The organism is Pseudoalteromonas sp. CO342X, from assembly GCF_004208915.1.
In the GTDB taxonomy this organism is placed as follows: Bacteria; Pseudomonadota; Gammaproteobacteria; order Enterobacterales; family Alteromonadaceae; genus Pseudoalteromonas; species Pseudoalteromonas maricaloris.
This window is the reverse complement of record NZ_SGPH01000016.1, coordinates 245,228-259,914: the sequence shown is the minus strand read 5'-3', so window position 1 is coordinate 259,914 and position 14,687 is coordinate 245,228. Positions and strand designations below refer to the sequence as shown.

The 14,687-nt window shown below is 43.0% G+C and carries 12 protein-coding genes; 5 read left to right on the top strand and 7 right to left on the bottom strand.

The window, feature by feature from the left end; all coding sequences use genetic code 11:
• Nucleotides 1–3 precede the first annotated feature (3 nt).
• From ihfB to gyrA, 6 genes are all read right to left on the bottom strand, one after another.
• Nucleotides 4–294, bottom strand: coding sequence for an integration host factor subunit beta (ihfB, locus tag EXT47_RS08165; RefSeq protein ID WP_010377033.1), 291 nt, complete (start codon nt 292–294; stop codon nt 4–6).
• A gap of 61 nt (nt 295–355) precedes the next feature.
• Complete coding sequence (gene rpsA / locus EXT47_RS08160; RefSeq protein WP_017217321.1) at nt 356–2,023, bottom strand: 30S ribosomal protein S1; 1,668 nt, start codon at nt 2,021–2,023, stop codon at nt 356–358.
• 97 nt (nt 2,024–2,120) lie between these two features.
• Nucleotides 2,121–2,837: a (d)CMP kinase gene (cmk, locus tag EXT47_RS08155; protein ID WP_017217320.1), complete on the bottom strand. Its 717-nt coding sequence runs from the start codon at nt 2,835–2,837 to the stop codon at nt 2,121–2,123.
• A 253-nt stretch (nt 2,838–3,090) separates the two neighbouring features.
• Nucleotides 3,091–4,371, bottom strand: a complete 1,281-nt coding sequence (aroA, locus tag EXT47_RS08150; protein ID WP_130126257.1) for a 3-phosphoshikimate 1-carboxyvinyltransferase — start codon at nt 4,369–4,371, stop codon at nt 3,091–3,093.
• A complete protein-coding gene (gene serC, locus EXT47_RS08145; RefSeq protein WP_130126256.1) occupies nt 4,371–5,453 on the bottom strand; it encodes a 3-phosphoserine/phosphohydroxythreonine transaminase in 1,083 nt (360 codons plus the stop codon). The genes aroA and serC overlap by 1 nt, the downstream gene beginning before the upstream one ends.
• Nucleotides 5,454–5,664: 211 nt before the next feature.
• Nucleotides 5,665–8,337 (bottom strand): DNA gyrase subunit A, encoded by a 2,673-nt coding sequence (gene gyrA / locus EXT47_RS08140; protein ID WP_045990771.1) that lies wholly within the window; start codon nt 8,335–8,337, stop codon nt 5,665–5,667.
• Between the two features lie 265 nt (nt 8,338–8,602).
• Here gyrA and ubiG point away from each other — a divergent pair, with 265 nt between their 5' ends.
• From ubiG to yfaE, 5 genes are all read left to right on the top strand, one after another.
• Nucleotides 8,603–9,313, top strand: coding sequence for a bifunctional 2-polyprenyl-6-hydroxyphenol methylase/3-demethylubiquinol 3-O-methyltransferase UbiG (gene ubiG, locus EXT47_RS08135; protein WP_039495790.1), 711 nt, complete (start codon nt 8,603–8,605; stop codon nt 9,311–9,313).
• Nucleotides 9,310–9,957 (top strand): HAD family hydrolase, encoded by a 648-nt coding sequence (locus EXT47_RS08130; protein WP_039495788.1) that lies wholly within the window; start codon nt 9,310–9,312, stop codon nt 9,955–9,957. Before ubiG ends, EXT47_RS08130 begins: the two co-directional genes overlap by 4 nt.
• Nucleotides 9,958–10,312: 355 nt before the next feature.
• The gene (gene nrdA / locus EXT47_RS08125) at nt 10,313–12,598 is read left to right on the top strand and encodes a class 1a ribonucleoside-diphosphate reductase subunit alpha (protein WP_039495787.1); all 2,286 of its coding nucleotides are present in this window, start codon (nt 10,313–10,315) and stop codon (nt 12,596–12,598) included.
• Nucleotides 12,599–12,651: 53 nt separating this feature from the next.
• Nucleotides 12,652–13,782, top strand: a complete 1,131-nt coding sequence (gene nrdB / locus EXT47_RS08120; protein WP_039495786.1) for a class Ia ribonucleoside-diphosphate reductase subunit beta — start codon at nt 12,652–12,654, stop codon at nt 13,780–13,782.
• Complete coding sequence (gene yfaE, locus EXT47_RS08115) at nt 13,782–14,054, top strand: class I ribonucleotide reductase maintenance protein YfaE (protein WP_010604851.1); 273 nt, start codon at nt 13,782–13,784, stop codon at nt 14,052–14,054. Before nrdB ends, yfaE begins: the two co-directional genes overlap by 1 nt.
• Nucleotides 14,055–14,112: 58 nt before the next feature.
• Here yfaE and EXT47_RS08110 read toward each other — a convergent pair whose 3' ends face one another.
• Nucleotides 14,113–14,637 (bottom strand): YaeQ family protein, encoded by a 525-nt coding sequence (locus EXT47_RS08110; RefSeq protein ID WP_039495785.1) that lies wholly within the window; start codon nt 14,635–14,637, stop codon nt 14,113–14,115.
• Between the last annotated feature and the right edge of the window lie 50 nt (nt 14,638–14,687).

Here is a 14,687-nt window from a genome sequence, read left to right as displayed (position 1 = left end):
GACTTAATTATTTAAGCTTTCGTTTACTCTATCGCGCAGCTCTTTGCCTGGCTTAAAGTGTGGTACGTATTTACCATCCAATTCTACTGTTTCGCCCGTTTTAGGATTACGACCAGTGCGAGGAGAACGGAAGTGAAGCGAGAAACTACCAAAACCACGGATTTCGATACGCTCCGAGTCTGATAATGAGCCAGCCATTTGTTCAAGGATTTCTTTTACCGCATTCTCTACATCTTTAACAGGAACGTGAGCGTGCTGCAGTGCAAGTTGTTCTATCAATTCAGACTTTGTCATAATGTTTCCTTTAGTGTAAAAGGAAGGGCTAAGCGCCCTTCCTAGTTTAAAGACTGATTAATTAGTCTTTTTGAGCATTTTTGAAAGCTGCAGCCATTGCGTTTTCGAACGCAGGCTCATCTTTCTTAAGCTTCTCTAGTACTTCTTTTTCTTCAGCTTCGTAGATAGCTTTAACTGATAGGCTGATAGTACGGTTCTTACGATCAACACCTACAAATTTAGCTTCGATTTCGTCGCCTTCAGAAACAGCAGCAGTCGCGTCTTCAACACGCTCTTGCGCAATGTCAGCTACACGGATGTAACCTTCAACGCCTTCGATTAGCTCAACAGTTGCGCCTTTAGCATCAACTTCAGTCACTTTACCTTTAACAATAGCACCTTTTTTGTTGGCGTCTAGGTAGTTAGTGAATGGATCAGCGTCGATTTGCTTAACGCCTAGAGAGATACGCTCACGCTCTGGGTCAACCTGTAGAACGATAGCTGTGATTTCGTCACCTTTCTTGTACTCACGTACAGCTTCTTCGCCTGGAGTGTTCCAAGAGATATCAGATAGGTGTACAAGACCGTCGATACCACCGTCAAGACCGATGAAGATACCGAAGTCAGTGATAGACTTGATCTTACCAGAAACTTGGTCGCCTTTGTTGTTAAGACGAGCAAATTCTTGCCAAGGGTTAGCTTTACACTGCTTAAGACCTAGAGAAATACGACGACGCTCTTCGTCGATTTCAAGAACCATAACTTCAACAGTATCACCTAGTGAAACTACTTTTGAAGGGTGGATGTTCTTGTTAGTCCAATCCATTTCTGAAACGTGTACTAGACCTTCAACGCCTTCTTCGATTTCAACGAAACAGCCGTAGTCAGTTAGGTTAGTTACACGACCAGTAAGCTTAGCACCTTCTGGGTAACGACCAGCGATAGCAGCCCATGGATCTTCGCCAAGTTGCTTAAGACCTAGAGAAACACGAGTCTTCTCTTTGTCGAACTTAAGTACTTTAACGTTGATTTCGTCACCTACGTTCACGATCTCTGAAGGGTGCTTAACGCGCTTCCAAGCCATGTCAGTGATGTGTAGAAGACCGTCAACACCACCTAAGTCTACGAATGCACCGTAGTCTGTAAGGTTCTTAACGATACCCTTAACTTCTTGACCTTCAACAAGGTTTTGAAGAAGCTCTTCACGCTCTTGTGAGTTCTCAGATTCGATAACAGCACGACGTGAAACAACAACGTTGTTGCGCTTCTGGTCTAGCTTGATAACTTTGAACTCTAGCTCTTTACCTTCAAGGTGAGCAGTGTCGCGAACTGGACGTACATCAACAAGTGAACCAGGTAGGAATGCACGGATTGAATCAACTTCAACTGTGAAACCGCCTTTAACTTTACCGTTGATCATACCAACAACAGTTTCGTGCTCTTCACATGCTTTCTCTAGACGGATCCAAGCTTCGTGACGCTTCGCTTTCTCACGAGAAAGGATAGTCTCACCGAAACCGTCTTCGATAGCGTCAAGTGCTACATCTACTTCGTCGCCAACAGCAACTTCTAGTTCACCAGCAGCATTTTTGAATTGCTCTGCAGGGATTGCACTTTCAGACTTAAGGCCAGCGTCAACAAGAACAACGTTGTTCTCGATAGCGATTACTGTACCTTTAACGATTGAGCCTTGCTCAACTTCAAAACCCTGTAGGCTTTCTTCAAATAACTGCGCAAAATTTTCTGACATACTAAATACGTCTCTATAAAGTTAAATTACCAATTAGCAACCATGCTGCATGGGGTTGTTAAATAAACACTAGCTTCCTGCCTGTGTCATTAAAAAATTACTTAGGTAAACAACTTTTTGGAAGTTTACCGGCCACAATGGCGTCTTGAATAAAAGACATAACCTGTTTGAACACTTGCTCAGCATTATGCTCAGTTGTATCAACAACTATCGCATCGCTTGCAGGAACTAATGGGGCAACCTTGCGATTCATATCGCGATCATCGCGAGCTTTAATGTCTTCTAACAGACCACTTAGTGTAACATCATGGCCTTTCTCATTCAACTCAACAAATCGCCTGCGAGCACGTTCTTCTGCACTTGCAGTCAAATAAATTTTAAGTTCAGCATCAGGGAACACTACCGTTCCCATATCACGTCCATCTGCAATTAAGCCAACTTCAGTTCTAAAAGCGCGCTGACGTCGTAATAATGCTTCTCTCACACGAGGTAGCGCCGCAATTTTTGACGCTGCTGCGCCGACTTCTTCATTGCGAATGGTGTTAGTAACATCTTCACCTTCAAGTACAATTTTGCTTTTTTTAGTTTCTTTATCGATAGAAAATTGTACATCCAAATTGGCAGCAAGTGGGACCAACCCCTCTTCGTTATCAGTTGCAATTTGGTGGTGTAATGCTGCTAACGAAAGCACGCGATAAATCGCACCGCTATCCAACACTTCCCAATTTAATGTTTCAGCTAACAAGCGACAAACAGTTCCTTTGCCTGAACCACTTGGGCCGTCTACGGTGATAACTGGCATAGCTGCCTGCATTTAGACCTCCTAAAAATGCTCACCTGAATTTGACGGCGCATAGTATACGTCAATTTGCTGAATATATCCTTATTTACCTGTCATTTTTTGTTATATCTCAAATTATTAGTACAGTGAAAGGCACTAAAAGTCAGGTGCTGACTGGCTTTGACTGAATGAAATTCAGTCAAATATGCGTGTATTTGACTTTGTTATGATGACTATTTTAGAGAAGATTGTAAGGTGCTGAACATCTTCAACACCTTGGATGAAATTAATACTGACTAATGCTTTCTAACACTGAAAAATAGGTTGGGAAAGTTTTTGCCGTACATTTTGGGTCGTTAATCGTGATAGCTTGACCACCCACTGCGACCATAGAAAAACACATCGCAATGCGATGGTCATTGTATGTGTCTACATCCGTAAAATTAAAATTAGCCGGTGGTGTAACTTCGATAAAGTCTTGGCCTTCTACCACTTCTGCGCCTACTTTTTTAAGTTCAGTCGCCATAGCAGCTAGCCTATCGGTTTCTTTCACACGCCAATTGTAGATATTACGAATTGCTGTTTTACCTTTTGCGAATAGCGCTACGGTTGCAAGCGTCATCGCCGCATCGGGGATAGCGTTGGCGTCAATGTCCACACCATTTAGCTCACCTTTTCGGACAACGATACGCTCATCGTGCCAATCAATGTTTGCACCGACTTGTTCCATCACTTTGGCAAAGCCGATATCACCTTGCACACTTTGTTTACCCACTCCCTTTATCTCAATTTCACCACCTGCAATTGCAGCAGCTGCGATGAAATAAGAGGCTGACGAGGCGTCCCCTTCAACCATAAGTGTTCCAGGAGATTGATACTGCTGGCCTGCTTTTACCACAAAATGTTGATAATCGTGGTTTTCGACATGAACCCCAAAGTGCGCCATCACGCCAATGGTAATATCAATATAAGGCTTTGAAACCAGCTCACCTTTAATCGCAATATTCGTATCGCCACTAAAAAGCGGTGCCGCCATCAATAATGCGGTTAAGAATTGGCTTGAGATACTGCCGTCAATCTCAACTTCACCACCAGCAAGTTGCTTACCTGTAATTTTTAACGGCGGGTAGTCTTTGTTTTTGAGATATTGAATATCAGCACCAAGCGTTTGCATGGCATCAACAAGATGGCCAATTGGACGCTCTTCCATTCGTGGCTCACCAATCAGTTCATAATCACCGGGTATAGCTGCAAGCACTGCAGTTAATGGGCGATATGCTGTACCGGCATTGCCTAAAAATAGCGGCTCAACGGGGGTGTTAAAGTTACCACCATTTCCTTTGACCAGTGCCACCGTATTATCGTCTTCTAAGGTTACTTCAACGCCTAACTGAGACAATGCGCTTAACATATGGCGGATGTCATCGCTATCCAATAAGTTCGTCACTTTTGTCGTGCCTTCGCACAACGCTGCAAGCAACAAAATACGATTTGACAAGCTTTTAGAGCCTGGTAACGTCACACTGCCACTGACTTTAGTAATAGGCTTGAGAGTCAATTGTTCCATCAACTATTCTCCCGTGCGAATTTATCCATAAATGCAACTAACGCTTTGATCCCTTCAATTGGCATGGCGTTGTATATACTAGCTCGCATACCGCCAACAAAACGGTGGCCTTCAAGTGCAATTAAACCGTTTTGTTCTGCCTCTGCCAAGAATTTAACATTTAGGCTGTCATCATTTAACCAAAATGGTACGTTCATCAATGAGCGACAATGTTTTGCAACTTTGTTTGAATAGAAATCAGAGCCATCAATATAATCGTATAAAATGGCTGCTTTTTCTTGATTGTGCGCTTCCATGGCTTTAACACCACCAATGCTTTCAAGATACTTGAATACCTCAAACGCAAGATACCATGCAAATGTCGGTGGTGTGTTGTACATGCTTTGCTGATCAGCCTCAATGGCGTAATCAAGGATAGCAGGTCTTGGCAACCCTTCACGCTTCAATAACGTCTTACGTACAATGGCGATACTGAGACCCGAAGGACCGATATTTTTTTGTGCACCAGCATAGATCAAATCAAAGTCATCGACGTTAATTTCGCGAGATAAAATATTGGAAGACATATCCGCTACAATTGGTGCGGTTGCATGCTTTGGAACGTCAAATATTTCGATACCGTCGATGGTTTCGTTTGGACAATAGTGAATGTATGAAGCGTTTTCTGGTAACTTCCATTCGGAGACAGGTAAAATATCGAATTGACCATTTTCGTCAGTACGAATATTAATCGCGTGCGTTTGCGTGAATTTTTCACCTTCTTTCGTCGCACCGGTAGACCAGATCCCGTTCTCGATATATACGCCAGGTACACCATCTACATGTAGATTTAACGGTACAGCAGCAAAGTGACCTCGGCCACCACCATGCATAAACAGGACTTCAAATTCACCAGAGATGTTCATCAAACGACGCAAGCTTGCTTCGCATTGCTTTGCCATTTCAAGATACGGTGCCGAACGATGGCTCACTTCCATCACCGAAACACCCAGATTTTGCCAATCTAGAAATTCTTTTTGCGCTTTTTTCATAACTTCAACAGGTAACATCGCAGGACCCGCGCAAAAATTATAAACCGTCATATTTTTCCTCATTCCAAATAATCTAGATCATCCAAAGAATAGCGTTATTCTCATGACTTTTTGGATGAACAGTGGGCTGCCCGACTAAAACATCGGATTGTTGGTAGCCTTAATTTATCAGGCTTCAGGCTCTTGTCATAGAGGAACAGATTGAAAAAATTGACAGAAAGAAAAAAAGCGACCGAAGTCGCTTTTTTTGGGTAGGATTTTTTTATTCCTCTGCGTCAGATCCCGCAGCAGGTGTTGCTTCACCTTCTAGCTCTGCAACGTCACCTTCAGGCAACTCTTGCACTTCAATTTCTTCGATGCGTTGAAGGCCTACTACCTTTTCTTCTTCCATCGTACGGATCAGAATAACACCTTGGGTGTTACGACCTACCGTAGAAACTTCGTTTACACGCGTTCTAACTAACGTACCACGGTTTGAGATCAACATGATTTCATCGTTGTCATCAACTTGAACCGCGCCAACCACAGAACCATTTCTTTCAGTTACTTTGATTGACACTACACCTTGTGTTGCACGGCTCTTCGCTGGGTACTCTTCAAGCGGTGTACGCTTACCATAACCATTTTCAGTTACGGTCAAGATTGCACCATCGCCTTGTGGTACGATTAGTGATACCACTTTCACGTCATCAGGCATCTTGATACCACGAACACCGGTTGCTGTACGGCCCATCGGACGTAAAGCCAACATTTCTTCGCCAGTTTCAGGATCACGCTTCACTTCACCTGTTTCTGAATCTCGCTGCTTCTCGTTAAAGCGTACAACTTTACCATGCTCAGTAAATAGCATGATGTCATTTTCACCTGTGGTGATGTTAGCACCGATCAGGCTATCGCCTTCGTTCAAGTTGATAGCAATAATGCCACTTGCGCGCTGACGGCTGTATGCAGTCAGAGGTGTTTTCTTAACGATACCACTTGCCGTCGCCATGACGATAAACTTATCTTCTTCGTATTCACGAACTGGTAAAATTGTCGTAATACGCTCATCAGCTTCGAGTGGTAACAAATTAACAATTGGCTTTCCACGCGCAGCACGTGATGCAAGCGGCAGCTGGTAAACTTTCAACCAATACAAGCGGCCAGAAGTGGAGAAACAAAGAATTGTATCGTGAGTATTTGCAACGAGTAGACGCTCGATAAAGTCTTCATCTTTCATCTTAGTTGCAGATCGCCCTTTACCACCACGACGCTGAGCTTCGTAATCACTAAGAGGTTGATATTTCACGTAGCCTTCATGAGAAAGCGTCACTACAACGTCTTCTTCGTTGATCAAATCTTCTAAACTGATATCGTGCGCAGCAGCAGTGATCTCTGTGCGACGCTCATCACCATACGTTTCTTTTATTTCAACTAACTCATCGCGGATCACTTCCATTAAACGCTCTGGAGTAGAAAGGATGTACAGTAGCTCAGCAATAAGATCGAGTAGTTCTTTGTATTCTGCTAGAATTTTCTCGTGCTCAAGACCCGTTAATTTGTGAAGTCTTAAGTCTAGGATTGCTTGGGCTTGTTGCTCAGACAAATAGTACTGACCATCACGGATCCCTAATTCTTCCGCTAACCAATCTGGACGCGCAACATTTTCTTCGCCAGTACGCTCAAGCATTGATTTAACGTTACCAAGATCCCAAGCTCGCGCAGTTAGCGCCGCTTTCGCTTCTGCTGGTGTTGGTGACTTACGAATAAGCTCAATGATTGGGTCAATGTTGGCTAGCGCAATTGCGAGGCCTTCAAGCGTATGCGCTCGGTCTCTTGCCTTACGCAGGTCAAATACAGTACGACGCGTTACGACTTCACGACGGTGAATAATAAACGCATCAAGCATTTCTTTCAGGTTGAAACACTTGGGCTGGTTGTTATCTAGTGCAACCATATTGATGCCAAACACAGTTTGTAGTTGTGTTTGAGCGTATAGGTTGTTTAGTACAACCTCACCGACTTCACCGCGTTTGATTTCAATAACAATACGCATACCGTCTTTATCAGACTCGTCGCGTAGTGCACTGATCCCTTCAACCTTTTTATCTTTAACAAGCTCTGCAATCTTTTCGATTAGTCTTGCTTTGTTAACTTGGTAAGGAATTTCATGAACGATGATGGTTTCTTTGTTTGTTTTCTCATCGACTTCGATTTCAGCTTTCGCGCGAATATAGATCTTACCACGACCTGTTTTATAGGCTTGTTCGATGCCGTTTTTACCGCTAATGATGGCAGCAGTCGGGAAATCAGGACCCGGAATATAGTCAATTAACTCTTCAATGGTGATGTCTGGATTCTGGATCACAGCCAAACAACCATTGATCACCTCAGTTAAGTTGTGAGGTGGAATATTGGTCGCCATACCAACCGCGATACCAGATGAACCATTCACCAATAAGTTAGGCACTTTAGTTGGTAACACATCTGGAATTTGCTCTGTACCATCGTAGTTTGGTACATAATCAACGGTTTCTTTTTCAAGGTCAGCAAGTAACTCGTGAGCGACTTTCGCCATACGTACTTCGGTATAACGCATCGCAGCTGCAGAGTCACCATCGACAGAACCAAAGTTACCTTGTCCATCTACGAGCATATAGCGTAGAGAGAAAGGCTGAGCCATACGTACAATAGTATCGTAAACCGCGCTATCACCATGCGGGTGATATTTACCGATTACGTCACCAACTACACGAGCTGACTTTTTATAAGGTTTGTTCCAGTCATTTTTAAGTTCATTCATCGCGAACAATACACGACGGTGAACAGGCTTTAGGCCGTCACGTACGTCAGGTAATGCACGACCTACGATTACACTCATTGCATAATCTAGGTATGAATTTTTTAATTCATCTTCGATATTGACTGGCAGGATTTCATTGGCGAGATCAGACATTTGACTCCACTTTCCTTCAGTGTCCACCCCTTTTGTGTCACACTACAACTTGTGTTGAGATGCTATCTGAATATCAAATTGCTCTTTCTGCTGAAGCGCCAATTAAACGCGCTTCAAAAAATAGCCGAATTGCCTCAGAGTATCAGCGGGGGCTTTGTTTATTATAAAATTCGTCAAGCATGCTAACACACTTTTTACCGTTTTACAGGTGCTATTTTTATCTAATCCCCTTTATAATGCGCTCAATTCGACGAGGAAGTTTTTTATGACCGAACATCAAAATGTAGACCCTAATGAAATCGCTAAATTTGAAGAAATAGCAGAGCGCTGGTGGGACCGAGAGGGAGAGTTTAAACCATTACACGACATTAACCCATTGAGATTGGACTTTATTAACGATAAGTGTGAAGGCCTATTTGCAAAAACAGTATTGGATATCGGTTGTGGTGGCGGGATTTTAACAGAAAGCATGGCTAAGCTGGGTGCAAATGCAACCGGTATCGATATGGGGCAAGAGCCGCTTAACGTCGCAAAGCTCCACGCATTAGAGGTCGGCGTTAACGTAGACTATCAAAAAGTGCCAGCGGAAGAATTCGCAGCCATGCACCAAAGTGAATTCGATGTAGTAACTTGCATGGAAATGCTAGAACACGTACCAGACCCAGAATCCATTATTCGTTCAGTCGCACAGCTAGTTAAGCCCGGCGGTCATGTATTTTTTTCTACCTTAAACAAAACTACAAAAGCGTATTTACTAGCTATCGTCGCTGCTGAAAAGCTGCTTAAAATGGTTCCTGAAGGCACGCATGAGCATGATAAGTTTATTCGCCCTTCGACCTTAATTGACTGGGCTGAAAAGTACGACCTCAAAGTTAGAGCTGCGACAGGGATTAACTACAACCCTATCGGCAAAACATTTACCTTAACGAAAGACGTTTCAGTTAACTACATTCTACACTTTGAGAAGCTGGCATGATCCAAGCGGTACTATTTGATTTAGACGGCACCTTGCTGGATACCAGTGATGATTTGGGCGCTGCACTAAACCACGTTTTAACTGCTAATAAAATGCCTACTGTCGGCAAACAGGTATATAGCAGTGCGATTTCAAACGGCGTAGCAGCGATGTTGCAGGTAGGATTTGGTGAGTCATTAAAGCACTACGACACTCAGGTTTTACGTCAAGGTGTACTCGACTACTACCTGGCGAATTTATCTGTACATTCCCAATGCTTTGCGCAAATTGGTGAGTTATTAGCGGCACTTCTAGAAAAAGAGATTCAGATTGGGATCATGACCAACAAACCTGAGTTTTTAACACTTCCGCTACTAAAACAGATCCCTGAACTTGCAAAGATCGAGACAGTAGTATGCGGAGATACACTGGCGGTGGCCAAACCTAATCCCGAGCCTTTACTGTTAGTGGCGTCAAAATTGGGGGTTTCACCAGCGCAATGTATTTATGTTGGCGATGCTGAGCGAGATATTATTGCTGCAAAATCCGCAAAAATGATTAGTGCAGCGGCAATGTGGGGATTCATTCCATCTGAAGCTGAAGCTAAGTCTTGGCAGGCGGATCTCTATCTTACTAACCCATTAGACACGTTATCGCATATTTAGTGTTGATAAAAAAATAAAACACCATATATTGTGTTTTTGCTATAATAGATACGAATTTGTGTAGAAAAAAATCAGTTAGAATTTTTTTTTATTTTTGCTGAAAAGCGTCATCTTTTTGTTGATTTTTCTTTGTGGGCAGATAAGTGGATTGTCATAGGTTAGTGGATACTTACATAAATAAATTATCCCAAACTTATCCACAATTCTGCCCGAGTTGTTCTCTTGCAAATTCACGTCAACCCCACTATCTTGTGATCCCTAGCCACTAGGGCACCATATATAGTGGTGGTTTGCTAAACAATTTTATATTCGTGCGACATCTAAAGCGCGTTCCTAAGGAATACAGGCACATAACATGAACCAACAGCTATCTGTATGCAAAAGAAACGGTCGCAAAGAACCGTTAGATCTAGATAAGATCCATCGTGTCATTACATGGGCGGCAGAAGGCCTAGATAACGTCTCAGTTTCTCAGGTTGAATTAAAGTCACACATCCAGTTTTATGACGGTATTCGTACTGGTGATATCCACGAAACGATTATTAAAGCTGCAGCCGATCTGATCTCAAAAGAGTCTCCAGATTATCAGTATCTAGCCGCTCGTTTGGCTATTTTCCACTTGCGTAAGAAAGCCTATGGCTGTTTTGAGCCGCCGCACTTACACGACCATGTGGTAAAACTGGTTGAAGACAAGCGCTATGATCAGCACCTTCTTACTGACTACACAAAAGCAGAGTTTGATGAGCTAAACAGCTACATCGACCATAGCCGAGATATGAACTTCAGCTATGCAGCCGTTAAGCAGTTGGAAGGTAAGTACCTTGTACAAAACCGCGTAACAGGTGAGATCTATGAAAGTGCGCAGTTCTTATATGTTCTTGTTGCTGCAAGCCTGTTTGCAAACTACCCGAAAGAAACGCGTCTAGATTACATAAAGCGATTCTACGATGCGGTTTCAACATTCAAAATTTCATTACCAACGCCAATTATGGCTGGTGTTCGTACGCCGACACGTCAGTTTAGCTCTTGCGTACTGATTGAATGTGCTGATAGCCTAGATTCTATCAACGCAACTTCTTCTGCGATTGTAAAATACGTCAGTCAGCGCGCTGGTATCGGTATTAACGCTGGTCGTATTCGTGCACTAGGTAGCCCAATCAGAAATGGTGAAGCGTACCACACAGGATGTATTCCATTTTATAAGCACTTCCAAACGGCTGTTAAAAGCTGTTCTCAAGGCGGTGTGCGTGGTGGCGCAGCGACCCTATTCTACCCGCTTTGGCATCTTGAAGTTGAAAACCTATTAGTACTAAAGAATAACCGAGGTGTTGAAGAGAACCGCGTGCGTCATTTAGATTATGGCGTGCAGTTCAACAAAACCATGTATAGCCGCCTAATTAAAGACGACTATATCACGCTATTTAGTCCATCAGATGTGCCAGGTCTTTACGACGCATTCTTTGAAGATCAAGATAAATTCGAAGAACTGTATGTTAAGTACGAGCAAGATGAGGCTATTCGTAAGAAACGCATTAAAGCGATTGAATTATTCTCAATGTTTGCGCAAGAACGTGCGAGCACCGGTCGTATTTATCTACAAAACGTTGACCACTGTAATACACACAGTCCGTTTGACTCTAAGGTTGCACCGATCCGCCAGTCAAACCTATGCCTTGAAATTGCACTACCAACGAAGCCGTTAAGCCATGTAAATGACCCTGAAGGTGAAATTGCACTTTGTACGCTTTCAGCATTTAACTTAGGTGCCATCAAGTCTCTAGATGAGCTAGAAGAGTTAGCAGAGCTTGCGGTTCGCGCACTTGATAACCTATTAGACTATCAAGACTACCCTGTTCCTGCTGCGTACAATGCAACGATGGGACGCCGTACACTGGGTATCGGTGTGATTAACTTTGCTTATTATCTTGCAAAGAATGGCGTTAAGTACTCAGACGGTAGTGCTAACGGCCTAACACACAGAACATTTGAAGCGATCCAATACTATCTGATGAAAGCATCGAATGAACTGGCAAAAGAACGTGGCGCTTGTCCTAAGTTTAACGAGACGACCTACTCACAAGGTATCATGCCAATAGATACCTATAAGCGTGACCTTGATAAAGTCTGTGAAGAGCCATTACGCCTTGACTGGGATGCATTAAGAGCAAGTATCCAAGAACATGGTATGCGTAACTCAACGTTGTCAGCCTTGATGCCATCGGAAACATCATCGCAAATCTCAAATGCAACAAACGGTATTGAACCACCTCGTGGTCATATCAGTGTTAAAGCAAGTAAAGATGGTATCTTGAAGCAAGTTGTACCTGAGTACGACCGCCTCAAAGACAACTATGAGCTACTTTGGGATATTCCATCTAACGATGGTTACCTTGCGCTAGTTGGTATTATGCAGAAGTTCATCGATCAAACTATCTCTGCAAATACCAATTATGATCCAAGTAAGTTTGAAGCGGGTAAAGTTCCTATGAAACTATTGCTAAAAGACTTACTCACCGCGTACAAACTTGGTGTTAAGACACTTTACTACCATAATACCCGCGACGGTGCTTCGGATGCTCAAGATGAGTTGAAACCAGAAGCAGAAGACGATGGCTGTGAAGGCGGCGCTTGTAAGATATAACTTTTTATGCGGGTGGTCTTCACCCGCTTTTTTAGGTATTGAGTAACACATTTATGGCATATTCTACGTTTAGCAGAAATCATAACGACCAATTAAAAGAACCGATGTTTTTCGGGCAAACAGTTAATGTATCTCGCTACGACCAACAGAAGTTCCCTATTTTCGAAAAACTAATTGAAAAGCAATTATCGTTTTTCTGGCGTCCAGAAGAAGTAGATGTAAGTAAGGATAGATTGGACTTTCAGGCACTTCCTGAGCACGAAAGACATATCTTTTTGAGCAACCTAAAATATCAAACATTGCTAGACAGTGTTCAAGGTCGCTCTCCTAACGTTGCACTTTTGCCGATCGTCTCCATCCCTGAACTTGAAACTTGGATCGAAACTTGGGCGTTTAGTGAAACGATCCACAGCCGCTCTTACACTCACATTATTCGTAATGTGACGCAAAACCCGGAAGTGATCTTTGACGACATCGTGGGCAATGACAAAATTGTTGAACGTGCGGATGCAGTGACCAAGTATTATGACGAACTGATAGAAAAGGTAAGCCTTTATAATCAATACGGTGAGGGCAAGCATGAAATTAATGGCACAACGGTCGTCATTAACTTGTTTGAACTGAAAAAGCTCCTGTACCTTTGCATCATGTCGGTAAACATCTTAGAAGCTATTCGCTTCTACGTGAGTTTTGCCTGCTCGTTTGCTTTTGCTGAGCGAGAGCTTATGGAAGGTAATGCAAAGATCATCAAGCTAATTGCTCGTGATGAAGCGCTTCATTTGTCTGGCACACAGCACATGCTGAATATCATGCAAGAAGGCAAAGATGACCCTGAAATGTCTATCGTGGCAGCACAATGCCGTGACGAAGCGATTAAGATGTTTGTTGAAGCAGCTGAGCAAGAAAAAGAATGGGCTGAGTATCTGTTTAAAGACGGTTCAATGATTGGACTAAACAAAGATATTTTGTGTCAATACGTTGAGTACATCACAAATATTCGTATGTCAGCGGTTGGTTTACCAACGCAATTTGAGACCAAATCGAACCCTATTCCGTGGATCAATGCTTGGCTTGTTTCTGACAATGTTCAAGTTGCACCACAGGAAGCTGAGATCAGCTCATACCTTGTTGGACAAATCGACTCTGAAGTTGATGCCTCTGACTTTGGCGATTTCGACCTGTAATGGTTGAAAAGCCATCCTTCCTAATTCAGGTTGAGAATATTGAGGAGCCACTGGAATATGTGGCTTCTTCGTCTTCGATACTCGAAACCCTTGAAGCCGCAAATATTGAAGTCCCCTATCAATGCCGCGAGGGTTTTTGCGGCGCCTGCCGCGCCAAGCTCATTGAAGGACAAACACAGTACGCGAACGAGCCGCTTGCTTTTGTGAGAGATGGGGAAATTTTATTGTGCTGTAGCAGACCCACAAGCCATATTAAAATAGAGTTGCCGTAAATAACCAAAACCCAAGAGATAACAACTTGCCTAATAGCCGTTATCCCTAACTAATACGTTAAATCAACTTGGTAATTTGAGTACGAATGTAGTGTTCACTATCAGTAACACTCATCGCCCCATTTTCAAAAATCACGTCCCAATGTAAACTTCGCGTCAGCATTTCACACAATTCAGCTACAAAGTCCGTGGGAATACTAAACACAGAGAAAGATCCAATAAACTGTAATTGCGCTCGACGCTCTTCAAACCATTGCTCACCGTCAGCACACAACACCACAACCTTAGCATAAAGCTTTTCATACTTGAGTATCTCATCGACCTCTAAGGTACCAATAAACAAAGCGACTTCAACCTGGTCGTTGTCGTCTTCTAGCCATACGTCCGGCCAATGTTTTTTCTCCGCCTTGCTCCACTTTGCCGGCTTATCAAAAGACAGTGCGCAGATCCCAAGCAGTTTCATCGCAAAATGCTCGCTACTTTCTTTTGACAACATGGCGGTAGTAAACGCTTCTTCATGGTGGCTATGGTGAAATAAGTCAGCAACCTTAATCCTTGCCTTGAAAACAAATGGCTTGTTCATTATGTTGTGCTCACTTTAGCTTGTTTCTTAACTATAGCTGTAATTCTAAT

Bases quoted from the DNA above. Each gene is read 5' to 3' on its own strand.
- ihfB (WP_010377033.1), bottom strand. From the start codon at position 294: ATGACAAAGTCTGAATTGATAGAACAACTTGCACTGCAGCACGCTCAC.
- aroA (WP_130126257.1), bottom strand. From the start codon at position 4,371: ATGGAACAATTGACTCTCAAGCCTATTACTAAAGTCAGTGGCAGTGTG.
- ubiG (WP_039495790.1), top strand. From the start codon at position 8,603: ATGACCGAACATCAAAATGTAGACCCTAATGAAATCGCTAAATTTGAA.
- EXT47_RS08110 (WP_039495785.1), bottom strand. From the start codon at position 14,637: ATGAACAAGCCATTTGTTTTCAAGGCAAGGATTAAGGTTGCTGACTTA.
- rpsA (WP_017217321.1), bottom strand. From the start codon at position 2,023: ATGTCAGAAAATTTTGCGCAGTTATTTGAAGAAAGCCTACAGGGTTTT.
- nrdA (WP_039495787.1), top strand. From the start codon at position 10,313: ATGAACCAACAGCTATCTGTATGCAAAAGAAACGGTCGCAAAGAACCG.
- gyrA (WP_045990771.1), bottom strand. From the start codon at position 8,337: ATGTCTGATCTCGCCAATGAAATCCTGCCAGTCAATATCGAAGATGAA.
- cmk (WP_017217320.1), bottom strand. From the start codon at position 2,837: ATGCAGGCAGCTATGCCAGTTATCACCGTAGACGGCCCAAGTGGTTCA.
- serC (WP_130126256.1), bottom strand. From the start codon at position 5,453: ATGACGGTTTATAATTTTTGCGCGGGTCCTGCGATGTTACCTGTTGAA.
- EXT47_RS08130 (WP_039495788.1), top strand. From the start codon at position 9,310: ATGATCCAAGCGGTACTATTTGATTTAGACGGCACCTTGCTGGATACC.
- yfaE (WP_010604851.1), top strand. From the start codon at position 13,782: ATGGTTGAAAAGCCATCCTTCCTAATTCAGGTTGAGAATATTGAGGAG.
- nrdB (WP_039495786.1), top strand. From the start codon at position 12,652: ATGGCATATTCTACGTTTAGCAGAAATCATAACGACCAATTAAAAGAA.